This is a genomic window from Candidatus Neptunochlamydia vexilliferae (assembly GCF_015356785.1).
Lineage (GTDB): Bacteria > Chlamydiota > Chlamydiia > Chlamydiales > Simkaniaceae > Neptunichlamydia > Neptunichlamydia vexilliferae.
Genome location: NZ_JAAEJV010000021.1, coordinates 1 through 22635 on the forward strand (window position 1 = coordinate 1; position 22635 = coordinate 22635).

Below are 22635 nucleotides of genomic sequence, written 5' to 3' on the forward strand. Positions count from 1 at the left end.
GATCATGTAGGAGCAATGAATATTTTAGCCCGAGGACTATCGGGTCTTAGCCTGTGGAGTGAGTCTATAGATCTCACATTGAAGCAGGAACCAGCAGGGGTTAGCGATAAGAGCCTGCTCCTAGGGTGTATTTAGACAACCTGGGAATCCTCTTCCTTTAGGGAGAGGAGGATGTCAAGCATTATGTGTAAATTATGTTAAACATGCAAAGAAAATTTCACACTGTGAATAAATCAACCTTTCCGTTATAGTAAGAGGATGTACCCTCCAGAAAAAATTCGTAATATTGCGATTATAGCCCATATTGACCATGGGAAAACCACTCTGCTCGACGCCTTGCTTCAGCAAGCAGAAACCTTCCGAGCAAACGAAGCCATCCCCGAGCGGGCGATGGACTCCTACGAGCTTGAAAAAGAGCGGGGAATCACCATTTTTGCTAAACATACGAGCCTTTTTGTCGATGAATGTAAGATCAATGTGATCGACACCCCCGGCCATGCCGACTTCTCAGGAGAGGTCGAGCGGGTACTCGGGATGGTTAACTCGGTTCTTTTGATCGTCGATGCAGGGGAAGGGCCCATGCCTCAGACCCGCTTTGTCCTATCGCAGGCGCTGAAGATGGGAATCAACCCAATCGTGGTTTTAAATAAGATCGATAAGCCCCACGCCGACCCCGAAAGTGCGCTCAATAAGACCTTTGATCTCTTTGTCGAGCTCGGAGCCAATGATGAGCAGCTCGACTTTGCCTACTGCTACGCTTCAGCGGTTGGGGGATACGCCTTTATGAAAGAGGGAGATCCGCAAGAAGATATGCGCCCCCTTTTCGATCTGATTATTCACAAAGTGCCCCACCCTCCTGGAAACTTGGAGGTTCCCTTTTTGATGCAGGCAAGCACCATTTCTCATAGCGACTTTTTGGGAAGGCAGGCAACAGGACGGATTTTAGAGGGAGTGGTTCGGAAAGGAGACTCCTTTACCCTCGTCGAAAAAAGTGGTCACCCCACTAACCACAAAGTGACCCGGATCGATGGCTACCATGGACTGAAGAAGGTGGAACTCGAAGAGGCGGGTGTGGGCGATATCGTGAGCATTTCGGGAGCGCCCGATGTGATGATTGGCGATACCCTGTGTGATCCTGGCCATGTCCATCAACTTCCCCTAATTGAGCTGGGCGAGCCTACCCTTTCCGTTGAAATTTCGGTGAACTCGGGCCCCTTTGTTGGACGGGATGGAAAGCATGTGACGATGAATAAGATCCGTAACCGCCTCCTCCACGAAAAGAAGTCAAATATCTCCTTAAACGTCGAAGAGATTGAAGGGCGGGAAGATGCGATCCGTGTTGCAGGACGGGGAGAGCTTCATCTCTCCATTTTAATCGAAGCGATGCGGCGAGAAGGGTATGAATTTTTAGTGTCCAAGCCGCGGGTGATTCTAAGGGAAAATAAAGAGCCTCTCGAACATGTGCATATCGAGGTGCCCGATGAGTTTTCAGGGACGGTGATCGAAGAGCTCAACCGCCGTAAGGGGGAGATGCGCAATTTTCATACAAATGAGCACAACATCACGACAATTGAGTTTAACCTTCCTACACGCGGACTAATTGGCTACCGGAATGAGTTTTTGACCGTGACGCGAGGGTTGGGGATCTTAACCTCGGTCTTCGATGCTTACGGCCCCTATCGAGGAGAAATTCCCGGGCGAAAAAATGGGGCGCTTGTCTCGATGAACCAAGGAAAGGTCACCGCCTATGCCTGCTTCAACCTCCAAAGTCGAGGGACGATTTTTGTGACGCCAACCGATGATGTCTATGAGGGGATGATCATTGGAGAAAATAGTCGAGATAATGACCTTGTTGTCAACATCACTCGGGAAAAGCAGCTCACGAACGTCCGTGCTTCTGGGAGCGACGAGAGTCTTACCCTCACGCCACCAATGGTTTTTACCCTGGAACAAGCGATCGACTTCATCCAAGACGATGAGTTTGTTGAGGTGACCCCCAACCACATCCGTTTAAGAAAACGGGTTTTAAAAGAAAGTGAGCGAAAATCTTCTCGTAAATAATTGGATAATTACTTAACGTGACACTAAGTTCTGCTTTCGAAATTTATGGCTAAGGGATTCAGAGGAGGTTTTCTTGAAACTTGCGATTTTTTTGCCGAATGTAAATAGTCGGGCGCTATTTTTGAGGCAAAAAAATCGCAAGTTTCTGAAAAGATCCCTGAAGACCTAGCAATAAATTTCGAGAGCAGAACCTAACACAAGGTGTCCTATGTTGATTGAGCGATTCGAAGAAAAAGGGCTCTCCCACTATTCCTATGCCGTTGGAGATGCCGAAAAGGGGCAGATTGCCATTATTGACCCCCAGTTTGATGTCGATGTTTATTTAGACTATGCTGAAAAACACCGTCTCGTTATCTCCCATGTTTTTGAAACCCATATCCATGCTGATTATATTTCTGGAGCCCGCTACTTAGCTGCTCGAACCAAGGCGACCCTTGTCCTTTCGGGTTACGACAAAGGAGAGAAATTTGAAGTGGGCTTTCCCCATAAGGAGTGCTTCAATAAAGATACGTTTCATTTAGGGAATGTCAATCTAGAGGCCCTCCATACTCCAGGCCATACCCCTGAACACCTCTCTTTTCTTGCTTGGGTAGCGGGGGAGCCCAAAGCCCTTTTTTCAGGAGACTTCCTTTTTGTGGGTTCGGTAGGACGTGCAGATGTTTTAGATGATAAAGAAACGACTTTTCTTGCTAAAAAGCTTTACCAGTCAGTGAAAACAACGCTCAAAGGGCTTCCCAATCACCTTCCTATTCTACCTGGCCATGGCGCAGGCTCCTTATGTGGTGGGGGAATGCTTTCCCAACCCTCCTCGACCCTCGGACAAGAACGGCTGACCAATCCCTTTTTAAAACCGAAGCTCACCGAAAAAGAGTTTATCGACCTTCTCTTTGCGCGGACCCCTTGCCGTCCTGACTACTTTAGCCAGGTGAAGGCTTACAATTGCTTAGAAGAAAAAAAAGAAATGCCAACGGCAATTCCTCTCGATCCTCAAACGTTTAAGAAAGAAGTGGACAAAGGAGCCTTTGTCCTAGATCTGCATGACCAAAAAAACTTTTCTCGAGGACATATTCCTGGGGCGGTTTGCATCGGAGCGGGGGCCAAACTCGGCTTTTGGGCAGCTACAACGATTCCTTATGACATCCCCATTCTTCTTGTTGCTCCCGATCCTTTACGGATCGATGAAGCGGTCCGTTCACTTGCTCGGGTTGGTTTTTCCAAAATTACAGGCTACCTCAAAGGGGGAAATCAACATTGGAAAGAAGAGGGATTTCCTTTAGAAGCCGTTGGAGAAATCTTTCCCGATCAGCTTGATCACCAAAAAGAGGTTCACCTCATCGATGTCCGGACTCCCCGCGAGTGGGAAAATGGCCATCTAGAAGGGGCGCTCCATATCCCGTGCTCCGAACTTCCAAAGCGACTTGGGGAGCTTCCCCAAGGAAAACTTCTCTTTATCTGTGCTGGAGGCTACCGCTCGGTTCTTGCGGCAAGCCTTGCCAAAAAGGAGGGGCGGCAAGGAGTTTCCCACCTTCCCGGAGGAATGTTGTCCCTAAGGGCCCGTAAAGAAATAAATACCACAATTTGACTGGCTGCGATTTTGCCAAATAGAGCTTCTTTGTCGCCCTTCCCTATTGGGAATGGTGCTCCTCATTCAGCTCTACTTTGCTGTATCTCGCTGAGTCAAGTTACGGCATTTATTTCTTTACGGGCCCGGGTGTGATTAAAATCCGTACTCTATGAAAACCCTCTTTCTTTCGGGAAGTTTTCTACCAGATTTGGCCAGCTTATTAGAAAACTTGACAAACACCTATTAGCCTTTTCTCAGGAAAATGCCCCAGCCGCTTCCAAGGGGTTTCATAGAGTACGGATTTTAATCACACCCTACGGGCCCTAAGGGGTTGATTTTTTATTGAGAAAATAGATATAATCCCTTTCTTATACCCTGTGGGGGTTTAGCTCAGTTGGTAGAGCATCTGATTTGCATTCAGAAGGTCAGGAGTTCGACTCTCCTAGCCTCCACATTTTTTTCGCGGCCATCGGTCGCATCTAGGCCTTATGCGGTTATAGCTCAGTTGGTTAGAGCGCAACACTGATAATGTTGAGGTCCCAAGTTCAAGTCTTGGTAACCGCATTTTTTACTCGACAGTTGCCGGAGCAGGGATAGGATCCTTCCCTTTTTTGACGATGTAGCCTTGCTTGAGTTCGGCTTGGTATACGATGAAAAGACCCATCGAAACGACCGAGGTTGAAAGGAGAATTTGCCAGGAAGGAGCCTCTTCAAGGAGGATCCAGCTATTGATCGAAGCAAAGATTGGGCTTAAAAGTCCCATGAAGGAGAGGAAGGTAGCGGTATATTTTTTCAGCATAAAGCCATAGAGGTTATAGCAAAGGATGTTGGAGACGAGGGTCATAATCATAATCCCTTGGGCGAAGGGGAGCATGTGCCCTGCTGTAACGGGGATAGGACTCCAATTGTCGATCACAAGAGAGTGGATAAGAGCCATCGTTCCTCCAAGGAGCATGCTGTAGCCGTTGGCATAGAGAGGGGAGAGGGTCTGATTTTTCACAATGATCCGAAGAAGAACCCAGCCATAGACCGAGAAGAGGGCTGCTCCCATAATGGCCAGCTCAGGCCAGGAGAAAATGCTAAAGGCGCTTAAGAGCCCTTCCGATCCCGTTTCAAGCATGAGAACGGGGATAAACCCAGCAAAGCCGATCATCATCCCTAAAAATTTTTTGAGATTCACCTTTTCCCCAAAGTGGATATAGGAGAAAAGGGCGGCAAAGAAGGGGGAAAGGCTATAGATAAAGCAGGTTTTGGCGGCGGTGAGATGTTGCAAGCCCCAAAATTCTAAAATATTTGTTAGGTAGATGCTGAAAACAGCAAGGGCCAGGAGGGGGAGGATCTGCTTTTTCCCGATTTTGAGCGAACTTCGATTCTTGATGAAAAGCCATCCCAGGAGGAGGATGGCTGCAAAGAGCATCCGAAAGGCGGTTAAGAAAACGGGGGGGCTATTTTCGAGGGCCATCTTTCCAAAGGAAAAAACACTTGACCAGGCCGCATACATAAAAATAACTAGAAAAATCGACATAAAGCACTTCTTTAAAGTTTTGAATAAAGGTGCAGTTTATCAGACTTTTTCTGATTGCTCAAGAAAGAAATGACTATCATCGAGCTTAAAGGCTTGATCTGGATGGGTCTTCTCAAGGGTATTAATTTTTCTTTTGAAGAGGGGGTCAAAAAGGTGAAGAACCACAAGACCGATCCGGATCAGAAAGGGGCGATTTCCCTCTTCCTTGAATTCATCGGGGAGCATCCGAAGCGCAGTGGGGTTTTGGATCGAAGAATTCCCTCCCCAAGAAAAGCCAGAAGGGGGCATCTTCCAGTCTGTAGAACATGCTTGGTGGGTGACAGGGAGACTTCCTATCAGATGTTCAATATAAATCTCTTTAAAATCAGGATTGGAAAGAACCTCATGAGGAATAGGTGGAAGTTCGCACTTAAGATTGAGCCACCCTTGAAGGGCTGCTGAAATGGCTAAGCCAATGGCGGTGCGGCTATTGCTACTTCTACAGTGGGTGACTTCGCCAAGGTTTAAATGTTTGGCGATAAGAGCCCGGTAGAAGAGGGCCTCTTCTGGAAGAAGATCCGGATTTTCTAGTTGGTCAAGCGCTTTTGTAACAAGAGAATCGCAGTCATTACCTGCAAGGGTGCGCAATGCCGCAAGCCCTCTCTGATTAATTTTAGTTTGCGTGCTAAGAGAAGACCACATGGTAACGGCATTGACCGCTTCAGTAAAGTAAAGGGGCTTTACATGGACCGTTTTTCCATCGATGATTAACGGGGTTTGACTTAAAGCGCGCAAGACCTCTTCCTCTCTTAAGACAGCCTCTTTTTCATCGAAGCCTCCTAGGTAAGAAAGGCGGGAGGCTGACATCAGGTTACTGACAACATAGGTCAAGGTGTAGCTTCCGTCGTCTTGTTTGGTCAGGCCTCTTGGGTTTTTAGACTTAAACTCACTTCGGAACATCCACTCAATTTGCTCGATTGCTTTCGCCTCTGTGTCGGGGCGACCGGTATAGGCGATTGTTTTCCCTGTTGTTTCGTCTTCAATGCGGCGGGCATTTGCAAGGGTATCCCTTGCCGTTTGACCACTTGAGGTGACTGTATTGTGAAGAAAGATGGTTTGGTCCCCATCTTTAAAGGCTGCTTGAAGTTCATTCCCGGTCATATCTTTCCATGTTCGAGGGCCGTTGTAATGCCAATAAGAATTCGTGGTGAGCTTTGGCCATTGCCTATCCGCCCCTTCTTTAAGAAATTGAGGCATCAGAGTGGTTTGAAAGTTGCGCACCGGTTTAATGCTATGTTTGAGCATCTCATAAGCTCTATTTGAAAGAGAGAGTTGATAAGCACTGAGTCCCTTTTCAATGCTGCAGTGTCTCAAGATATAGCCAAGACGTTTGATGATCCCTAAAAGCTTTTGCTTAAAGCTATCTTCAAAGCCTTTAAAGCGCTCTTCTACAGGGAGAGAGGCCCTCTTTTCAAAGAAATCAGTTTTGAGCGCCTCAAGCATGTCTGCTTGGCTTTCAAAAATATTCTTAATGTCAGGCCGCCGACAGGAGGCTGTTGGAAGGGGCTGTATCCGGGTAGAACCTCCCTTGAGGGTGTACCAAGTACTATCATGAACTCTGTGAACTGTTTTAGTATTCATAACATTGCAATTATAACACTTTTTATTAATAAAATGGTAATATTATAATAATAATTATTACACTTTATTATCGATGATGAGTTGGCGATATTCTTGCATGAGCTCCACCATGAAGTGAAGATTGTGGATAGAGGCTAAGGTCATTGACGTAAGCTCTTTAGCCTTAAATAGATGATGAATATAAGCCCGTGTGTAGTTTTTGCAGGTATAGCAGGGGCATCCTTTCTCGATGGGCTCAAATTCCCCACTGTGTTTCCCTCGGGTGATCTTCATTCCCCCTTCTCGGGTCAGGAGGGTTCCATGGCGGGCGGCTTTGGTGGGGTAGGAGCTGTCAAAGGTGTCGATTCCGAGGGGGATGCAGCTTTTAAGGGATTCGAGGTCGGCAATGCCGAGAAGGTGATTCGGCGCTTTTTCGGGCAGCTTGGGAAGAAGAGAGGAGAGCATCGTCACCATTTGTCCTTTGGTTTTCCCCATACTTCCTCCAATCGCAAAGCCATCGAAGGGAAGCTCTCTTAAAAAATGGCAACTCTTTTCCCGAAGGGCATCGTCAACGCCGCCATGGATGACTCCATACATTGCCTGTCCTCGGGGATCTTCCAAATGGGCATCTAGCGACCGTTTTTCCCATGCATGGGTCCGATCTAAAGAGCGGGCAAGTTCTTCAGGTTTGATGTGGTAAGGGGGGAGTTCATCAAAGGGGATAATGATATCAGCGCCGATCGCTTTTTGCGCCTTAACCGAAGTTTCAGGGGTGAGCAAAATGGAGCGTCCATCGCGGTAAGAGCGGAAGAGAACCCCATCGTCATTGATTTTAACAACCGAGCCTCCTTGCTTTTTGGTCCCTTTGCTTTTGAGTTCATCGGCAACCGAGCCGTAAGCCAAGCTAAAGACCTGGAATCCACCCGAGTCGGTAATAATCGGCATATTCCGGTTAATAAAGCGGTGGATGCCACCCCCTTTTTCGATCACCTCGGGGCCAGGTTGCAACAGTAAGTGGTAGGTATTGCAAAACATCAGCTGCAACCCGATCGAGCTCACCATCTCATTGTCGAGCGCTTTTAAAGTGCCATTGGTGCCGACCGCTACAAAGCTGGGGGTATCTATGATCCCATGGGGGGTATGGATCCGTCCCACACGCGCCCGCGATTTGGTTGAGGTATGGAGAAGCTCAAACTTGAACGGGCTCATACTTAACCAACTTTTTTGCGAGGGAAGTGAAAGGAGCCATACAGAAAATAGTGGCCACCTTTATGAGGTAAGACATCATGATGATATCTTTCATGCTATGGACAATTCCATAAAGGGCCATGAAGCTAAAGGAAACTGTATCGATAAGCTGAGTGATTAGGGAAGCAGAAATAAAGGGGATCCAAAAAGGGGTGTGGGGAAGTTTGCTTCGTAGCCACCCAAAGAGCTCAATGTTGAGTTTTTGACAGAGGAAGGTGACAACTAAGGAGGTTATAACAATGCGGGGAGAGTATCCTAAGACAGAGGAAAAAGCATCATGCATATGATCATGAGGTGCGGGAAGATAGTAGAGTTGAAACTGTGACATAAGTGTCATAAAAAAGAGGAGGAAAAAGGCAATGGAAACGCTCTTTTTAGCACATTTTTTTCCAAAATAGGTTTGGAGGAGGTTGGCCGAAAAAAATGCGCCGATGGTGTAGACCTCCGTGCAAGTAACACTTAGGCCAAAACAGATCATTTGTTTGGTAACAAAGAGGTTCGCAAGGAGAATTTGGACTGTTAAAAGTGTGATAAGGGCTATTTTTCCTATTCGCAGGGCGATAAGAATGAAGCTAAAAGCAACGATAATATGAGAGAAAAAAAGGAGCTCATTCATGAGATTTGACTTCGAGGCCGTCGGGAATGTGGAGGGTTGTTGTGGGGAAGGCGCACTCCGCTCCATGCTTTTCAATAATCTCGATCGCTTTTAAGAAAACCTCTTGTTGTTGGCGCATATACTCTCCCCAGTTGGTTGTTTTTGTGAAACAATAAATCACAAAATTAAGAGAGGAAGGGCCAAAATCATCAAAGCGGACCATCAAAAATTTATTTGTATCGATATCTGGGTTATCAAGGAGCATTTGCTCAATATCTCGAGTGATCGGTTCCATCTTATCGGCATCGCTATACCGCACCCCAATCCGCGTTTTAATCCGCCTATTTGACATCCGAGAGGGGTTGACAACAGAAATCGTTGAAAAAAGTCCATTAGGGACATAAATAGGGCGTTTATCAAATGTGCGGATCCGTGTCAGACGCCAACCTATGTTTTCTACGGTCCCTTCGATCTCTCTATCTGGTGAGCAGATCCAGTCGCCCACCGAAAAAGGGCGGTCGAGATAGATCATGAGGCCCCCAAAGAAGTTTCCAAGGAGATCTTTTGCAGCCAAACCGACAACCAAACCTCCCGCACCACCAAAGGCAAGAACCGCAGAGAGATTCACGTTGCGTGTTTGCAAATAGACGAGGGTGGCAATTAAAACCGCGGCGATTCGAGAGATCTGGCAAATTGCGCGCACCGTTGTCTTGTCATACCGCTTTTTAGCCTTCCGCCTTTCTCGGGAGTGTTCGATCTCCATATTTTTAATGAAGCGGAGGGTAAACCACAAAATAACCGCTACAAGGGAAAAATTCCTAAACGGAGCAAACAGCTCATTCAAGCTTTCTTGCTCGAAGTGGTAGGCGAGGAGTTGTACTGAGAAGGTGAGCCCTAAAATCCAGACAAAGACCTTCAAAGGGAGGATAAGCGCTTTTAAAATCGCCGAGTCCCAAACGAGGTGGGTTTTTTCCACCCTAGGATAGACCCGCTTATAAAAGCGGCTGATGATAAAGTGGACGAGGAGGGTAAGTCCTAAAACCACTAGCATCGGGATGAGCCACCCACGATTAAAAAAAAGATCCGTTACTTCTGCTGGGGCTTCGTCCACAAGATATCCTCAAGTTTTCCTTCTTCGTAGAGCTGCACCACAATGTCGCAGCCGCCGATAAATTTCCCCTCGACATAGAGTTGAGGGATCGTAGGCCAGTTAGAATACTCTTTAATCCCTTGCCTTAGCTCCTCATCTTGAAGGACATCGCGGGTCTCAAATTCGATATCCATCTGATTTAAGATTTCTACCACTTTTCCTGAAAAGCCGCAAACAGGCATGAGTTTTGACCCTTTCATAAAGAGGATGACGGGGTGAGTTTCAATCGTTTTTTTAATTTTTTCCTGGATTTCGCTCATTCCATTCCTCGGGGGTGTAGGTTTTTAAACTCAGTGCATGGAGCGCACTTTCAAAATGCTCTTTTAGAGTGCCCATCACCATCTGGTGTTGCTCGACGAGCCCTTTTCCCACAAACTGGGGGGCAATCACAACAGCGCTAAAGTGGAGGCCATCCCCATGGGGATTGTTGACCTCTACCTCTGCACCTGCAAGGGCTTCACGTATCACATTTTCAATTTCAGAAATCTCTATCATCTTACAAAGAGTATAGCTGAATAGGGATATTTCATCAAACTACAATTTATGGTTGAAAAGTTCCCTTTTTATACTGTAAAATCACGAGAAAGGGTATTCCATGAAAAAGCTCCCAATTGGCATCCAAAGTATCGGTAAAATTCTTTCAGGTGGCGACTATGTATACATTGACAAGACCCCGTTTGTTAAAAAGCTATTGGACGAAGGGTCTCCCTATTATTTCATCTCTCGCCCTAGGAGGTTTGGAAAGTCTCTGTTTCTTAATACTCTGGAGGAGGTTTTTAAAGGGAATAAGAAACTTTTCAAGGGGTGCAAGATTTATGAAAGTGATTATGACTGGCAGAAACACCCAGTTGTTTATTTAGATTTTTCAAAAGTTGCAAACGATAGCCCTGGCCAGCTCAGGAATGCTTTGAAAATTCGGTTAGGAATTATTGCAAAAGAGCATGATATTTCCATTATTACAGATGATATCCAAGTTGCAATTGATACCCTTGTTGTTGGCTTGTCAAAAAAATATAAAAGTAAGGTAGTTATTCTCATCGATGAGTATGATAAGCCGATCATCGACCATTTGGAAAATCTTGAATATGCTAAGAAAAATAGAGATATTCTAAAGAGCTTTTTCGGTACCCTGAAGGCGCTAGATAAAGAACTTCGCTTCATATTTGTGACAGGGATTAGTAAATTCTCCCAGGTCTCCCTTTTTTCTGCACTCAATAACCTTAACGATATTACCATGGAGCCTGAATATGCAGGGATGATGGGATATACCGATGAAGAGCTAAAAAGTGCCTTTCAAAGCCATATCCAGGCCATCACCCGCTTTAGAAATCAAAAGGGCTATGTATTCTCCGAAGAAGAGATCATAAAAGAGGTGCAGTGTTGGTATAACGGGTATAGGTTTTCTGAAGAGGAGTTGTCTGTTTACAATCCCTTTTCAACCCTCAAATTCATGCAAAGGAAAAAAGCCAAAACCTATTGGTACAGTACTGGCACCCCTTCTTTTCTGATCCAAGAAGTCAAAAAGCACCCCCAAGCGGTCACCTCCCTTAGAGGAAAAGCCGTCTTAAGAACCACACTCTCCGATATCAGCAACCTCGATCGGATCGATCTATCTGCACTGATGTTTCAAACAGGTTACCTAACGATCAAAGGGTATAACCCCGAAGAGGACTCCTACACACTCGACTTCCCCAATAAAGAAGTGGAGCAAGCCTTTTTCAATTCTCTCCTTGAGGAATTTGCATCGGTTGATCCTTTAAGGGTCCGTCAAGAAATAAATGCTACAAGTTGACTGGCTGCGACTTTGCCAAATTAAGCTTCTTCGTCGCCCTTCCCTATTGGGAATGGTGCTCCTCATTCAGCTCAATTTTGCTGCGTCTCGCTGAGTCAACTTGTAGCATTTATTTCTTGACGGACCCTAACCATTAGAAGGGCTGCCAAAGAGATTTTCCACGATCTAGAATCACTCAATATTAACGCATTTATCGGAAAAGTAAATGTCCATTTTGCAAAAGTCGCTCATCACCTTTTTGCCAAAGCTCAAGAGGGCTTTTATCAAGCAATTCTCTTTACTTTCCTTGAAGCCTATGGCCTAAAGACAACAACCGAAATGGCAACCAGTGTAGGAAGAATCGACCTTGTGTCCGAAACCCCTCAGATGGTTTGCATTTTTGAACTCAAGTTGGATAAAACGGCTGCTATTGCGTTTAGTCAAGCAGAGGCAAAGAGGTATAGGGAGAGGTACTCCCTTGATGGGAAAGAGATCTTGGTTTTAGGAGTCAACTTTAGTTCTCAATCCCGTAATATTGGTGACTGGAAGGGAGCGCTCTATTCTTCATCAGGAAATCTTAAACAAGAGTTTCGCCCTAATATCTAGTGCTCTGCCGCTGGATAGCTCTCGGTAAAGCTTGCACTTTTCCCCGAGGCTTGCTAATAACCTCAGTTTCGAGAGCAGAACCTAACCCCCATTTGTGCAGACAAGGTATATCTTTAGCACTCCTGAGCTTTTTGAGCACCACCATCATCGTTGGGGTTATCTTGATACCTGGTGATAGGAATAATGTTAGGACGGGTCATCTGTGTTATTTGTCCTTCAATATTACTTACTTTCAAATCGATACTATTCAGATTTTTTTGGATATTGTCTGTTTTAAGCTCTATCTTCGAATCCATATCCGACTTAACTTTTTCTATGGATTGGGTGAGGTCTTTATTCCCTGATTCTAGTTTTTTCTCGAGATCTTTGATTTCTCCTTTAAGATCCCTATTGCTAGATTCAATCTTATCGTTAAGCTTTTTGGTAGTTGTATCAATTTTATCGTTGAGCTCTTTGTAGTTTGCATCAATTTTATTGCTGAGTATTTTATTACTTGTATCAATTCTATCGTTGAGCTCTTTGTAGTTTGCATCAATTTTATTACTGAGTGCGTTATGGTTTGCATCCATCTTAGACTCAAGTGTATCAATTTTTCTTTCAGTCTTATTGGTGACATACATCAAAAAAGCACCCAAGGTCCCTATGGTTGTGAATGTATTGATCCAATCCATTTAGCTATCTCCATTTACATATAATCGAATTGTACCATACGCGGTTAAAAATATCCAATAAAAAATCTAATTGTTTCAGTCGGAAAATCTTAGATTTCCTGTAGAGGGGGACCCTCAATCAAATTTTCCCTTTATTAAAAAAACGGATGAGTGTAGCTTTTGTTAATGATAAGTTTTAACCAACCCCTTCAATGGAGGCTTCCATGCAAAATATTCCAACAACCCCCTTCTTGCCCTATCTTTTAAGCAAATCTCACCCCTCTCCCGAGACACCTTGGAAAGAGAGCTCAAGGATCCTAAAGCAAACCGACACCCTTTACCAGTTTGTCTTCCGCTACTTCAATGCCCATAAACCGACCAATCGGTCCATTGGAAAGGTAGAGGTCGTTGCCGATACTAAACAGACTTCCTCCTTTGAGGCTTGGATCCGACAGAGTGAGATGGCCTCTTTCGATGACCCCCTTTCACCCCCTTGGACCCAAGAGAAGGGGAGCGAATCCCAGTTTCTCGCAAACGATCACTGGGAAAAAGGAGCTGCAGAGTTCTCTCCCTTTTCCCTCACCACCAAGGAAAAGATTATCCAAACCAAAGTCCTTCCCCTCTGGCAAGGAGCCACCCCCGAATCAGCAAGCTACATCTCCCAAAATGGCTTCAATCCCACACAAAGCCCCCTAGGCTGGGGGATTTCCTTCAAAAGCCAAGCCAATAAGGCCCTCACCAACCCCACACAAAAGACCCTCCTCCTCGCTTGGGTTGCCATGCGCCGCCCCTACCCCCAAACCCAAACGGTTGCCACCCCCAAAAGGGGCTATACCGCCCACTACATCCCCAAATCAAACGCCCTCCTCGTCTTTAAGCAGACCCAAGCCCTCCTCCAGGTCAAGGTAGAGCTAACCGTTGACCTCATTAAATCGCCCTCCACCCAGCCCACCATAGCCACCCTCCTTCAGACCCTCGAAACCCTCCTCAAAAAAGAAGCGGTCAAAAAAGATGGGACCCTAATGAAGGCACTCAAAGAAAAACAAACCAAGCTCCAACGAAAAACAAAAACAGCCAAACTCTCTAGCTCAGAAAAACGGCTCTTTGAGCGTCTCGGACGCCTTTTTAACAGCAAAGGACGTCTCCAAAGCAAAGTCCGCAACAAGCTCGTCCCCAGCTCAAGCCGCAGCTCTTCAAGCAGCTCCTCAGCCCCAAGGCTTCCTAAAGAAGCCTTAGGCAAAGCCATCTGGCAAAAGCACTTCAACCATATCCAAGGAACCCAAGCCCCCCTCCCCTCCAATATCGAAGCGATCCTCAACGCCCCCACCCCCTTCAAAGTCGAAGGGTATAGCGGCAAGGTGCGCGATACCCACATCCTCGTCTGGATCCCCGAGGTTGTCGATGGGGTGGATGTTTCGCTCGATGGGCTGAACACCCTTTTTAAGTACAGAAGCTATAGCGATGCTGTAAAAAAAGAGATTGGAGGTCAAAAGCTAGGAAAGGCCACCTGGGTCCTCATCAGCAAAAATGTGCTGGAAGGGAGCCGAAGCAAAAGCTACGATCAGCAGAAAAAGATCATGAGCGCCTATGCCTCCCAAGGGTATACCCTCCCGAAGGCACTAGAGGTCACAGCAGCCCTTTTAATCCACGAGAAAGAGACCAAGAAGAGGCTACTGACCGATGACCCATGGACCTATACCCGATGCCAAGAGAGCGTGAATAACAATCAATGGCCTGTGGCCATTGGCGGCTTCGCCGCTGGGGGCCTGTCTGTCCGCTACTACAGCTGGATTGACAACCAGCGCAGCGGTGTTGTTGGCGCCCGGAAGCTCTAGGCATTAGGCATTTGGCTGATTGTCTTTTGGGGTTGGACCCTTGACTTTTGTCCTTTGGGGCCCCGAAGGGGCCTTCTGACGCCGAGGAGCGTGCGAAGCAAAGCTCCTCGGCGCCGGCGCGATTTTTTTTAGGGCTCTCTTTTTACCCAATAGGCATTTTTAAGATGGGTTGAGAGGGTGTGTTCGTTTGCATGGGAGAGAATGCCGAGGTAGGATTGGAGCCTTTGATGGAGGGTTTGGCCGCTGATTTTTTCTTTGGAAAAGTCGCGGAGCCCTGCTTGGAGTCTTTTTTTAAGGCGTCTTTTTGTTGTGGTACGGAGGAGAGTATGATGAGGAAAGAGTTTGTAGCCCAAAAAGTCGATCCCTTGGCTTAATTTGCTGAGGATTGTTTTGCGGGGATGGAGTTCAAGCTTGAGCCGCTTTGATAGAAATTCTCCGATTAAAGGGATGAGCTTTTTCAGGTGATCGGCGTGATTCGAAACCACGATAAAGTCATCACAAAAGCGGAGGTAAAAGGGTTCTTTAAGGTGGTGTTTGATAAAAATATCGAGCTCGTGAAGGTAGATATTTGCGAATACTTGGGAGGTGACGTTTCCCAGAGGGATTCCTTTTCTCTTTGAAAGGGAAAAGGAATCGATAATGAGATCGATAAGGCGGAGGGTTTTCTTGTTTTTGACCTTTTTTCGGATCAGTTTTTTGAGGATAGTATGGTCGATATGGTCGAAGAAGCGGGCGATGTCTATTTTAAACCTGAATTTCGATTTTATTTCACTCAACCTCAGGGGATTTTAGCTTTCTTTTCTCCTTTTTGATCTCGGAAAGGGCCATTTAGACCCTTACCTTCGATCCAAAAGAAGAAAATTTAAGCAAAACTCCCTCTGGAGCTGAGCAAAATAAACCCCAAATTCAGGTTTTAAGGGCGTAGCAGGGGTGTGTTCCGTTTTTACTCACCTTCCGAAGGATCTTTTTAAGGCTTAAGACCCCCTCATGGGTCCCTTTCCCAATCCTGCAGGAATAGGAATGAAAGAAAAACCCTTTGTCGAATGTTTCGAACAAGAATTGGTAGACCATTTGGTGGACCAGAGGGTGTTGTCATAAGATGTTCAATAAAGAAGAGCTTACTATGAGGGAAGTTCAAGGCGTCCGATGCAGGAAGCCCAAATTGGGCTTTCGAAGGAGGCCAACGATGAAATTCCCCATAGGAAGGGCTTAAGGATTGATCGTCTTATGACAACACCCTCTAAGCGGTCTCTGATCTGTGCTTTGCTGATGTGTCGTTTTTTGGGGTCGAAGACAAGAAACTTGTGGTAGGATCCGTGTTTGTAGGTTTCAGATGCAAGCTCGGTGTAGAGCTTGAAGAGATGGTCTTCCACCTTCATTTCAAAATGTTGAATGTCTTTTCTTTTTCTCTTTCCTTTTTTAAACTGATCCCAACAGTCGAAGATGTAGAAAATAGATGTAATCTGATCAAAGGAAGTCATGGCTTATTCCAGTAATGTAGTGGACGCTCCTCTTTTTAAAAAGATTTACGATCTTTCTCAGGTGATCCACACCAATTATATCAAAATTCCGAAATTTTATCGTCATACTTTATGGCAGCAGTGCGCAAGTTTGACCCTCGAGTTGATTAGAGACATGGTGAAAGCTTACCGCGTTTTTGAAGAAGAGCGGTTAGCAACTCTCCATACCATGAGCGATAACCTCGATCTTCTCAAAGTGTTGGTTAGGTTGACGAAAGATAGTCAGGCGATTCAGAAGAAACCCTATGTCGAGATAGAGATGATGCTCCAAGAGGTCGGGAGAATGCTTGGGGGTTGGATTAAGAGTTGTGCAAAATAAACCGAAGCTCGTTTCCCAGAAGAGCTGAAAAATCAGCCCTCCTGAGAACGATCGACAGAATTTCCGGGCGCCAACAACACCGTTGTTCTGGTTGTCATTCCAGTTGTTGTTGTTGACAGACAGGCCCCCAGCGGCGAAGCCGCCAAGCCGGGACCTAACAAAGGTGCCGCTCTTCATCCACTATCACCAGAGCGAGAGTCGCTCTCCCTCTTGTATTTTATCTGGGGACCAGAGTTTTATATCTCCTTCCCACTAAAGGGCAGCACGAAGTTCTGCGTTGATTTGCACGCTCCCGAGGTCCTTAGACCACCGAGATTCTGGCTCACCCAATAGGGGTGGATCAAACGAACTACTTTGGGGAGAGGGTTAATTGAACCCTTTCTCATTGCCAAAGTGTACCAAGTTTAATTAGGAAGGATTTTTTTTGCAAAAAAAATCTTTCAGAGCTAAACTCATACTTTGAATTTTGCAACTTAGGTGAGGTAAGCAATGACCATTCAAGGAAGAATCGATACAGCAAAGGGAGCGCTCTTAAATGGAAGCCAGGAAAGGGTGAACCTGGGAGGATGCGCTTTAAAGGATCAGGGAGCGGAAGAGGTTGCGAGCCTTTTGAAAAAAAACCAACGGGTGAAAAGTTTAAACCTGGCAAACAATCAGATTGGGGCGGATGGAGGACTAGCCTTTGCAAAGGCTTTAGAGGTGAATCATTCCGTTCAGGAGATCTTTTTAGAGGGGAATGATTTGGGTCAGGAAGCAAAACGATCCATTTCTGCTGCGCTTTATCGGAACCGGCAGCTGAAAGAGAGGGGAGAGGTTTTGCAGGAGTGGGACCTGCAGGGGGAGGTTGAAAAAGTGATCCGCTACATCGGGAAGCTGAGAGGGCAAGCTCCCTTTTTTAAAAGTGATGAGGCACTTGCACGGTTTTTTAACTGCCAGAATGCTTCGAAGAGGTTGGGAGTAAGCTCCAGCTCTTCAAGCTCGAGTGCTTCGAGCTCCAGCCATGTGGCAGCTATCGATAAAAACCTTTCTCCATTGGAGCAGGCGGCTCTTGTGGGAGATTTGGAAAAAGTCCAAGAGTTAGCGGAAAATAAAGGGACCCTTTTAGAGGGAGATCAAAAAGAGACCCTCATCCAAAAGATTAAAAAGCGGGTGGCGGAGCTTGCAAAGCAGGGAAATCAGGAGGATATCGAAAAGCTTTTGGAGGTGCGAGACTTTCTTCAGGAGACTCTCGATGATCTTTTGGTCAATGCTGAGGAAGAGAAGCGGGAGGATTTGGCCAAGCAAGCTGTGCAGGCGGGAGCGCGCTTAAACCTCTTAGAAACGTCGGAGACCTTCTTGAAAAAAGAGGTCGAGGTGACTCAAAAGGAGCTAATTGCTCTTTTGAAGAAGCTGACGATTAGCGATGATCGAGAGGTCTTGGAAAAGCTTGCAAACCTCTTGGAGGCTCAGATAACGTTGAAGGGGATCGATCTTTCTTCCTATCTCCGCTCTCTTGTCTCACAGGGGAAGCTGGAGGGGCTGAAGCTTTTGGTGAGTTTTGGGGCAAGTGTTAACCTTTCGTATGAAAAGGGGAATACCCTTCTCCACCTTGCTTTTGCAATGGACCAGCAAGAGGTTGCCCGTTTTCTGGTTGCATCGGGGGCGCGGATCGATGCCAGGAATGATCAGGGGAAGACTCCGCTTGAACTTTCTCCAAAGAAGGAGGGAGAGGGGCTTTCAAAAGAGCTTTCTGCCTTGAAAGCTCAGGTGGCGGCGGATTTTAGGGCATATGAAAATCGCCTTGATACCCATCAGGCGTTGATTGGAGAGCTCCAAGAGATCGTTGATGTGAGGCTCAGAAGGAAGATTGAGGGGTTTTTAAAGTCGCAATATGGGGCTTATTATAAGGCTTTTTACACCACCTTTACCTCAAAGATGACCAGCGAATTCATCGGTCTGCGCGCCTCTTTAAGCAATTGGGTGAGCGGTTCCGATACGACTTCTCAAAAGGCGATGAAGCAGATCCCTAAGTTTATAAAGCCTCTTGTTCCTGTACCTGGTGCTTCCCTTGCTGCAAATCTTTTTTTGTCGATTCCTTTAAAACTTACTGGAGGGATTAAGTCGGGGATGTTGAGCTCCCTTGCAAAGGTCTATCCCAAAAATGAAGATGTTGACCATTTTGTTTCTGCAACCGCTTGTTATTTGATGGAGCTTTTTGAAAAGCAGTTGATCCTTTTCGATCAACAAGATAAGCGGCAGGGGTATCAGGTTAATCAGGAGGCGATGAGCGCCTTATCGACCAGTTTATCTTCACGCTTATTTGCCTTTATGTTTAGCGATCATTTTTACAAGGAAAAGAATCTTTTTCCTTTGGATAGGAAGGAAATGGATAAAAGGGCCAAGACCTTGGCTCTTTCGGTGACCTGGTTCAACCCGAACCTTTTTTTCAAACTCGAGTATTATGAAAAGCTCCCTTTTATCAACGATGTGATTATCTCCCTTCCGACGGAGAAGACTCTCTCCCTTCTTCAGAAGGGAGCGCAGAAAAGGAGGGCGGCGGCGAACCTGTTGGGAGGCTTTATGAATATGAAGGTCGATACCAAGGGGTTTAAAGGGGCGCAAAAGGGGTTTACAGACCGGGGTCTTTTTCAGCGGTCTCCCTACCTGATTGAGGGGAAACATTTTGGAAATAGGGACTGCCGTCCGAAGGACTACCCCCCGCTTTCGCTCAGCTCGACCGAGCAGAGTTATATCGAAGCGCAGGTAAAGCGAAAAAAAGGGTTTATCAAACCGATCGCTGTTCCTCGCAGACAGACCCTTTCCTATCGAGAGCTCTATGAACGGGTTAACAAGAGTCAGAGTTCTTCAAGCTCTTCGAGCAGTAGCTCTATGAATCAGGGAACCATTTTTGTAGGGGCAGGGCTGAATGAGGTCCGGGAGAAAAGTCAAAAAATGGCTGAGTTTGCGAAAAAGAAAATAGAGCGGGAGATTCGGAAGCTAAACCGTCCGACATCGACCCCTAATCGGTATGATAAGGAGGACTTGATGGATGAAATCGATGACTTGGATGACTTGAATGAGTTTTCGAGTCAGGTCATTGAAGATCTTAGAAAACAGGTGGAGGCGATTCAGATTCAGTGATTGAAACTTTTTTTGTTGAGGAGTATAGTGATGACCTACACGAGGTAAATGTATGGTCAAGCGTATTGCTGTAACAGGTGGAGGCGGGCAGATTGCTTATAGCCTCCTTTTTCGAATTGCAAGTGGAGAACTTTTTGGGAAGGAGGAGCCGATTGCTCTCCATATTTTAGAAATCCCTCAGTCGGCGGAGAGCCTAAAAGGGGTCGTCATGGAGCTGCAAGACTGCGGCTTTCCCCACCTTAAAGAGATCAAGGTAGGAAGTGATCCTGAAGAGGTCTTTGGCGATGTGAACGTTGCTGTTTTGGTGGGCGCGAAACCGCGCGGCCCTGGAATGGAGAGGAAAGATCTCCTGAGCGAAAATGGGAAGATTTTTGTGGGGCAAGGGAAGGCTTTAAATCGCGCTGCGGCAAAAGATGTCACCGTTTTTGTTGTGGGAAATCCTTGCAATACGAACTGTTTGATCGCCATGCACCACGCTCCCGATATTCCAAGAGAGCGCTTCCATGCAATGACCCGCCTCGATCAAAACCGTGCCCAGTTTCAGCTCGCTAAAAAAGCGGGGGTGGAGATTGACGCTGTAGAAAATGTGGCCATTTGGGGGAACCACTCGGCAACGCAGGTTCCCGATTTTGTCAATGCAACCATTGGTGGAAAAAAAGTGACCGAAGTGATTGGTGATCGGGAGTGGCTCGAAGGGGAGTTTATGGAGACGGTTCAAAAAAGGGGAGCAGCTGTTATTGCAGCGCGGGGGAAATCGTCTGCAGCATCAGCGGCGAATGCCATCTTAGATGGGGTCCATGCTCTTTTTAACCTGGGACCCACATTTTCGTCCTGTATCTGCTCCGATGGAAATCCTTATGGGATCGAAGAGGGGTTGATTTTTTCTTTTCCTTGCGAGCTGGCGAGTCCCGGTCTCGTAAAAATTGTTCCCGATTTTGAAATCACCCCCTTTTTAAAAGAAAAGCTGGCGGCAACAGAGAAGGAACTTCTTGAAGAAAGGGACGCGGTTTCCCACTTACTTAAAGGGTTTTAAGATGGAAGATGTCTTATTCCAGGTTACGAAAGATCAGCTTGAAACAGGGATGCGAGGCTATCCTGTGGGCTATTGCACCACCTCTTTTGTCGACCCTGAAAAGGGACTTTTCTATCGGGGGCGCCCCATTTCTGAGCTCTATAAATGGGAGCCGGAGCGGGTCCTCTTTTTTCTTCTTAACGGTAAAGAGGGGAGCGCTCAGGAAATCACCACCTTTAGCGATGAACTAAAAAGACGGGCCCACTGCTCCCATGCGGTGATTAAACATATCGAGTCTCTTCCGCGACAAGGACACCCGATGAAACTTTTTAGCGGCGCCCTTTTGGTTCTTGGGATGCTTGAAGGGCAGGATGATTATAAAGAAGATGCATTAAATCTCATTGCCAAGCTTCCCCATCTTTCTGCTACGGTGATCAATTACCATGCGGGTTGGGGGGAGACTCCTCCGCCAACTGGTGACAAGGGGTATATGGAAAACTTTGCCCATATGCTTCAAGTTCCTGATAGGGACGGCCATCTTTCCGAAGTATTTCGCCTCTTTAACATTCTCCATTATGACCATGGCGGGGGGAACCTCTCCACCTTTGTTGGTAAAGCGATTGCGTCGGGACTTGAAGATCTATATGGGTCGATTGGTGGGGCAATGTGCGCTTTAGCAGGTCCTTTGCATGGAAGGGCTAACCAGTCAACGCTTGCGCTTGTCGAGGAGACCCTAAAAGAAGTGGGTGAAAATGCTACGGCTGCCGATATCGAGCAATTTGTCCGCAAAAAGCTCGAAAATAAGGAGAAAATTTTTGGGTTTGGCCATGCTGTTTTAAGAAAAGAAGATGCACGTGCAACGATTTTTTATGACTATGCAGAAAAACATTTTGCAGATCATCCCCTTGTAAAAATTGCCTTCCTCCTCCGAACAGAGGGGACAAAGGTTTTGAAGGAAAACCCCAAAATCTCTAACCCCTACCCCAATATCGATGCAATGTCGGGAACCCTTTTAACAGCGGTGGGCTTTCCCTATCCCGAATATTATACTGTTTTATTTGGTCTTTCTCGTTCGGTAGGCATTGCCACCCAAATTGTCTATGAGCGGTTAGAGGCGCGGGAAGGAAAAGGGACCCCCATCGTCCGTCCGCGGTATATTTATAAACCGCATTGACATTAGTTAGTACCCAGGGGTAAAATAGGTTTATGACATTCCAAGAGATCGAACACATTTTTAACCGGGCTTCAAAGTACACCTTTTCGCGAAGAAAACTCCTTTTCATGTTTCCTATTTTAGTGGTATGTGGGTTGATGCTTGTCTTTTGCCGCGCGTTGGCGGTTAATGCGGGCCAGTGGGTGGTATTGAGCCTCACCTTCTTACCGGTCTTTTTGTCGTCTGGACTTCTTTTGGCAGCGGGCGTGGTTCTTGCGCGGGTCTATCACCATGAGGTGAAGATGATCCCTTTAAGTTTTAAAAAGATCTTAAGTCAATCGTGGGAGCTTCTTATCGGTGTTTCCTATCTCACTTTCCCCTTACTTTTGGCTTACCTTTTCCTATGGATGGTGATGGGGATTTTTTATCTTTTGAAAGAGATTCCTGCTCTCGGCGATGTTTTAGGAGTGATCTTGGCGTTTGGCCCTTTTTTACTTGTCTTAGGCTCTTTAGCTCTCTCTTTTTTCAATCTCTTTTTGCTCTTTTTTGCGACGCCCCACATTGCCCTTAACTCGAGGCTCAAACTCAAGCTTGCCGAAGATGTCTACTCCCGCTTTAAGGAAAATCTCTTTACCAGCCTATCCCTTTTTCTCATTGGATTGGTCCCTCTTCTCTTGATCGTGGGGATCCTTTCTTTAGCCGCATTTCTCACCGGGATTAGCTTTTTTATTGAAGCAAAAACATTGGCAATTGCCCTCCAGTGGTTTTTTGTGATGATCCCTTTTTGTGCGATGCTCACCCCTGGTATCCTCTTTTTCTTTAACTTTGCTGTTGAGAGCTATGCTCTCATGCAGAGAAAGTATCGGCCAGTAACAGAATGAAATCAGTACACTTTAATTGGAATTTT

20 protein-coding genes and 2 tRNA genes are annotated in these 22635 nt (G+C 46.2%); 12 read left to right on the forward strand and 10 right to left on the reverse strand.

Going from position 1 to position 22635, the window contains the following annotated elements; genetic code table 11:
* Positions 1–258: 258 nt before the first annotated feature.
* The 4 genes from typA to NEPTK9_RS04860 all read left to right on the forward strand — a co-directional run bounded on the left by typA (position 259) and on the right by NEPTK9_RS04860 (position 4189).
* Positions 259–2061 carry a translational GTPase TypA gene (gene typA / locus NEPTK9_RS04845; RefSeq protein WP_194847706.1) on the forward strand — a complete coding sequence of 601 codons (1803 nt, stop codon included), beginning with the start codon at positions 259–261 and terminating at the stop codon, positions 2059–2061.
* Positions 2062–2269: 208 nt separating this feature from the next.
* Positions 2270–3643 carry an MBL fold metallo-hydrolase gene (locus tag NEPTK9_RS04850; protein WP_194847707.1) on the forward strand — a complete coding sequence of 458 codons (1374 nt, stop codon included), beginning with the start codon at positions 2270–2272 and terminating at the stop codon, positions 3641–3643.
* Positions 3644–4004: 361 nt separating this feature from the next.
* Positions 4005–4077 (forward strand) — tRNA-Ala (locus NEPTK9_RS04855).
* Positions 4078–4115: 38 nt separating this feature from the next.
* Positions 4116–4189 (forward strand) — tRNA-Ile (locus tag NEPTK9_RS04860).
* Between the two features lie 4 nt (positions 4190–4193).
* Here NEPTK9_RS04860 and NEPTK9_RS04865 read toward each other — a convergent pair.
* The 7 genes from NEPTK9_RS04865 to NEPTK9_RS04895 are packed head-to-tail and all read right to left on the reverse strand — an operon-like array spanning position 4194 to position 10237.
* Entirely contained in the window at positions 4194–5150 is a 957-nt protein-coding gene (locus NEPTK9_RS04865; RefSeq protein ID WP_194847708.1) for a DMT family transporter, read from the reverse strand.
* Between the two features lie 39 nt (positions 5151–5189).
* Positions 5190–6770 carry a hypothetical protein gene (locus tag NEPTK9_RS04870; RefSeq protein ID WP_194847709.1) on the reverse strand — a complete coding sequence of 527 codons (1581 nt, stop codon included), beginning with the start codon at positions 6768–6770 and terminating at the stop codon, positions 5190–5192.
* A 57-nt stretch (positions 6771–6827) separates the two neighbouring features.
* The gene (gene tgt / locus NEPTK9_RS04875) at positions 6828–7958 is read right to left on the reverse strand and encodes a tRNA guanosine(34) transglycosylase Tgt (RefSeq protein WP_194847710.1); all 1131 of its coding nucleotides are present in this window, start codon (positions 7956–7958) and stop codon (positions 6828–6830) included.
* Complete coding sequence (locus tag NEPTK9_RS04880; protein WP_194847711.1) at positions 7939–8613, reverse strand: queuosine precursor transporter; 675 nt, start codon at positions 8611–8613, stop codon at positions 7939–7941. Before NEPTK9_RS04880 ends, tgt begins: the two co-directional genes overlap by 20 nt.
* A complete protein-coding gene (locus NEPTK9_RS04885) occupies positions 8606–9703 on the reverse strand; it encodes a mechanosensitive ion channel family protein (RefSeq protein WP_320412052.1) in 1098 nt (365 codons plus the stop codon). The genes NEPTK9_RS04880 and NEPTK9_RS04885 overlap by 8 nt, the downstream gene beginning before the upstream one ends.
* Complete coding sequence (gene grxD / locus NEPTK9_RS04890) at positions 9679–10002, reverse strand: Grx4 family monothiol glutaredoxin (RefSeq protein ID WP_194847712.1); 324 nt, start codon at positions 10000–10002, stop codon at positions 9679–9681. Before grxD ends, NEPTK9_RS04885 begins: the two co-directional genes overlap by 25 nt.
* Positions 9977–10237: a BolA family protein gene (locus NEPTK9_RS04895; protein WP_194847713.1), complete on the reverse strand. Its 261-nt coding sequence runs from the start codon at positions 10235–10237 to the stop codon at positions 9977–9979. The genes grxD and NEPTK9_RS04895 overlap by 26 nt, the downstream gene beginning before the upstream one ends.
* 100 nt (positions 10238–10337) lie before the next feature.
* On the opposite strand from NEPTK9_RS04895, the gene NEPTK9_RS04900 reads away from it, so the two are divergent.
* Complete coding sequence (locus NEPTK9_RS04900; protein WP_194847714.1) at positions 10338–11534, forward strand: ATP-binding protein; 1197 nt, start codon at positions 10338–10340, stop codon at positions 11532–11534.
* A 192-nt stretch (positions 11535–11726) separates the two neighbouring features.
* Positions 11727–12119: a PD-(D/E)XK nuclease domain-containing protein gene (locus NEPTK9_RS04905; protein WP_320412053.1), complete on the forward strand. Its 393-nt coding sequence runs from the start codon at positions 11727–11729 to the stop codon at positions 12117–12119.
* A 113-nt stretch (positions 12120–12232) separates the two neighbouring features.
* Here NEPTK9_RS04905 and NEPTK9_RS04910 read toward each other — a convergent pair whose 3' ends face one another.
* Positions 12233–12790 (reverse strand): hypothetical protein, encoded by a 558-nt coding sequence (locus NEPTK9_RS04910; RefSeq protein ID WP_194847715.1) that lies wholly within the window; start codon positions 12788–12790, stop codon positions 12233–12235.
* Between the two features lie 203 nt (positions 12791–12993).
* Here NEPTK9_RS04910 and NEPTK9_RS04915 point away from each other — a divergent pair, with 203 nt between their 5' ends.
* The gene (locus NEPTK9_RS04915) at positions 12994–14604 is read left to right on the forward strand and encodes a hypothetical protein (protein ID WP_194847716.1); all 1611 of its coding nucleotides are present in this window, start codon (positions 12994–12996) and stop codon (positions 14602–14604) included.
* 128 nt (positions 14605–14732) lie between these two features.
* On the opposite strand, the gene NEPTK9_RS04920 is transcribed toward NEPTK9_RS04915, so the two are convergent.
* Entirely contained in the window at positions 14733–15380 is a 648-nt protein-coding gene (locus NEPTK9_RS04920) for an RNA-directed DNA polymerase (protein ID WP_194847717.1), read from the reverse strand.
* 345 nt (positions 15381–15725) lie between these two features.
* A complete protein-coding gene (locus tag NEPTK9_RS04925; RefSeq protein ID WP_194847718.1) occupies positions 15726–16085 on the reverse strand; it encodes a hypothetical protein in 360 nt (119 codons plus the stop codon).
* Here NEPTK9_RS04925 and NEPTK9_RS04930 point away from each other — a divergent pair.
* From NEPTK9_RS04930 to NEPTK9_RS04950, 5 genes are all read left to right on the forward strand, one after another.
* Positions 16084–16443, forward strand: coding sequence for a four helix bundle protein (locus NEPTK9_RS04930; protein ID WP_194847719.1), 360 nt, complete (start codon positions 16084–16086; stop codon positions 16441–16443). The genes NEPTK9_RS04925 and NEPTK9_RS04930 overlap by 2 nt on opposite strands.
* Before the next feature lie 489 nt (positions 16444–16932).
* The gene (locus NEPTK9_RS04935) at positions 16933–19563 is read left to right on the forward strand and encodes an ankyrin repeat domain-containing protein (protein WP_194847720.1); all 2631 of its coding nucleotides are present in this window, start codon (positions 16933–16935) and stop codon (positions 19561–19563) included.
* 52 nt (positions 19564–19615) lie between these two features.
* On the forward strand, positions 19616–20596 hold the full coding sequence (locus NEPTK9_RS04940) for a malate dehydrogenase (RefSeq protein WP_194847721.1): 981 nt from the start codon (positions 19616–19618) through the stop codon (positions 20594–20596).
* 1 nt (position 20597) lies between these two features.
* A complete protein-coding gene (locus NEPTK9_RS04945; RefSeq protein WP_194847722.1) occupies positions 20598–21749 on the forward strand; it encodes a citrate (Si)-synthase in 1152 nt (383 codons plus the stop codon).
* Positions 21750–21781: 32 nt separating this feature from the next.
* Positions 21782–22609, forward strand: a complete 828-nt coding sequence (locus NEPTK9_RS04950; protein WP_194847723.1) for a hypothetical protein — start codon at positions 21782–21784, stop codon at positions 22607–22609.
* The last annotated feature ends 26 nt before the right edge of the window (positions 22610–22635 follow it).

Bases quoted from the DNA above. Each gene is read 5' to 3' on its own strand.
- typA (WP_194847706.1), top strand. From the start codon at position 259: ATGTACCCTCCAGAAAAAATTCGTAATATTGCGATTATAGCCCATATT.
- NEPTK9_RS04850 (WP_194847707.1), top strand. From the start codon at position 2,270: ATGTTGATTGAGCGATTCGAAGAAAAAGGGCTCTCCCACTATTCCTAT.
- NEPTK9_RS04865 (WP_194847708.1), bottom strand. From the start codon at position 5,150: ATGTCGATTTTTCTAGTTATTTTTATGTATGCGGCCTGGTCAAGTGTT.
- NEPTK9_RS04870 (WP_194847709.1), bottom strand. From the start codon at position 6,770: ATGAATACTAAAACAGTTCACAGAGTTCATGATAGTACTTGGTACACC.
- tgt (WP_194847710.1), bottom strand. From the start codon at position 7,958: ATGAGCCCGTTCAAGTTTGAGCTTCTCCATACCTCAACCAAATCGCGG.
- NEPTK9_RS04880 (WP_194847711.1), bottom strand. From the start codon at position 8,613: ATGAATGAGCTCCTTTTTTTCTCTCATATTATCGTTGCTTTTAGCTTC.
- grxD (WP_194847712.1), bottom strand. From the start codon at position 10,002: ATGAGCGAAATCCAGGAAAAAATTAAAAAAACGATTGAAACTCACCCC.
- NEPTK9_RS04895 (WP_194847713.1), bottom strand. From the start codon at position 10,237: ATGATAGAGATTTCTGAAATTGAAAATGTGATACGTGAAGCCCTTGCA.
- NEPTK9_RS04900 (WP_194847714.1), top strand. From the start codon at position 10,338: ATGAAAAAGCTCCCAATTGGCATCCAAAGTATCGGTAAAATTCTTTCA.
- NEPTK9_RS04910 (WP_194847715.1), bottom strand. From the start codon at position 12,790: ATGGATTGGATCAATACATTCACAACCATAGGGACCTTGGGTGCTTTT.
- NEPTK9_RS04915 (WP_194847716.1), top strand. From the start codon at position 12,994: ATGCAAAATATTCCAACAACCCCCTTCTTGCCCTATCTTTTAAGCAAA.
- NEPTK9_RS04930 (WP_194847719.1), top strand. From the start codon at position 16,084: ATGGCTTATTCCAGTAATGTAGTGGACGCTCCTCTTTTTAAAAAGATT.
- NEPTK9_RS04925 (WP_194847718.1), bottom strand. From the start codon at position 16,085: ATGACTTCCTTTGATCAGATTACATCTATTTTCTACATCTTCGACTGT.
- NEPTK9_RS04935 (WP_194847720.1), top strand. From the start codon at position 16,933: ATGACCATTCAAGGAAGAATCGATACAGCAAAGGGAGCGCTCTTAAAT.
- NEPTK9_RS04940 (WP_194847721.1), top strand. From the start codon at position 19,616: ATGGTCAAGCGTATTGCTGTAACAGGTGGAGGCGGGCAGATTGCTTAT.
- NEPTK9_RS04945 (WP_194847722.1), top strand. From the start codon at position 20,598: ATGGAAGATGTCTTATTCCAGGTTACGAAAGATCAGCTTGAAACAGGG.
- NEPTK9_RS04950 (WP_194847723.1), top strand. From the start codon at position 21,782: ATGACATTCCAAGAGATCGAACACATTTTTAACCGGGCTTCAAAGTAC.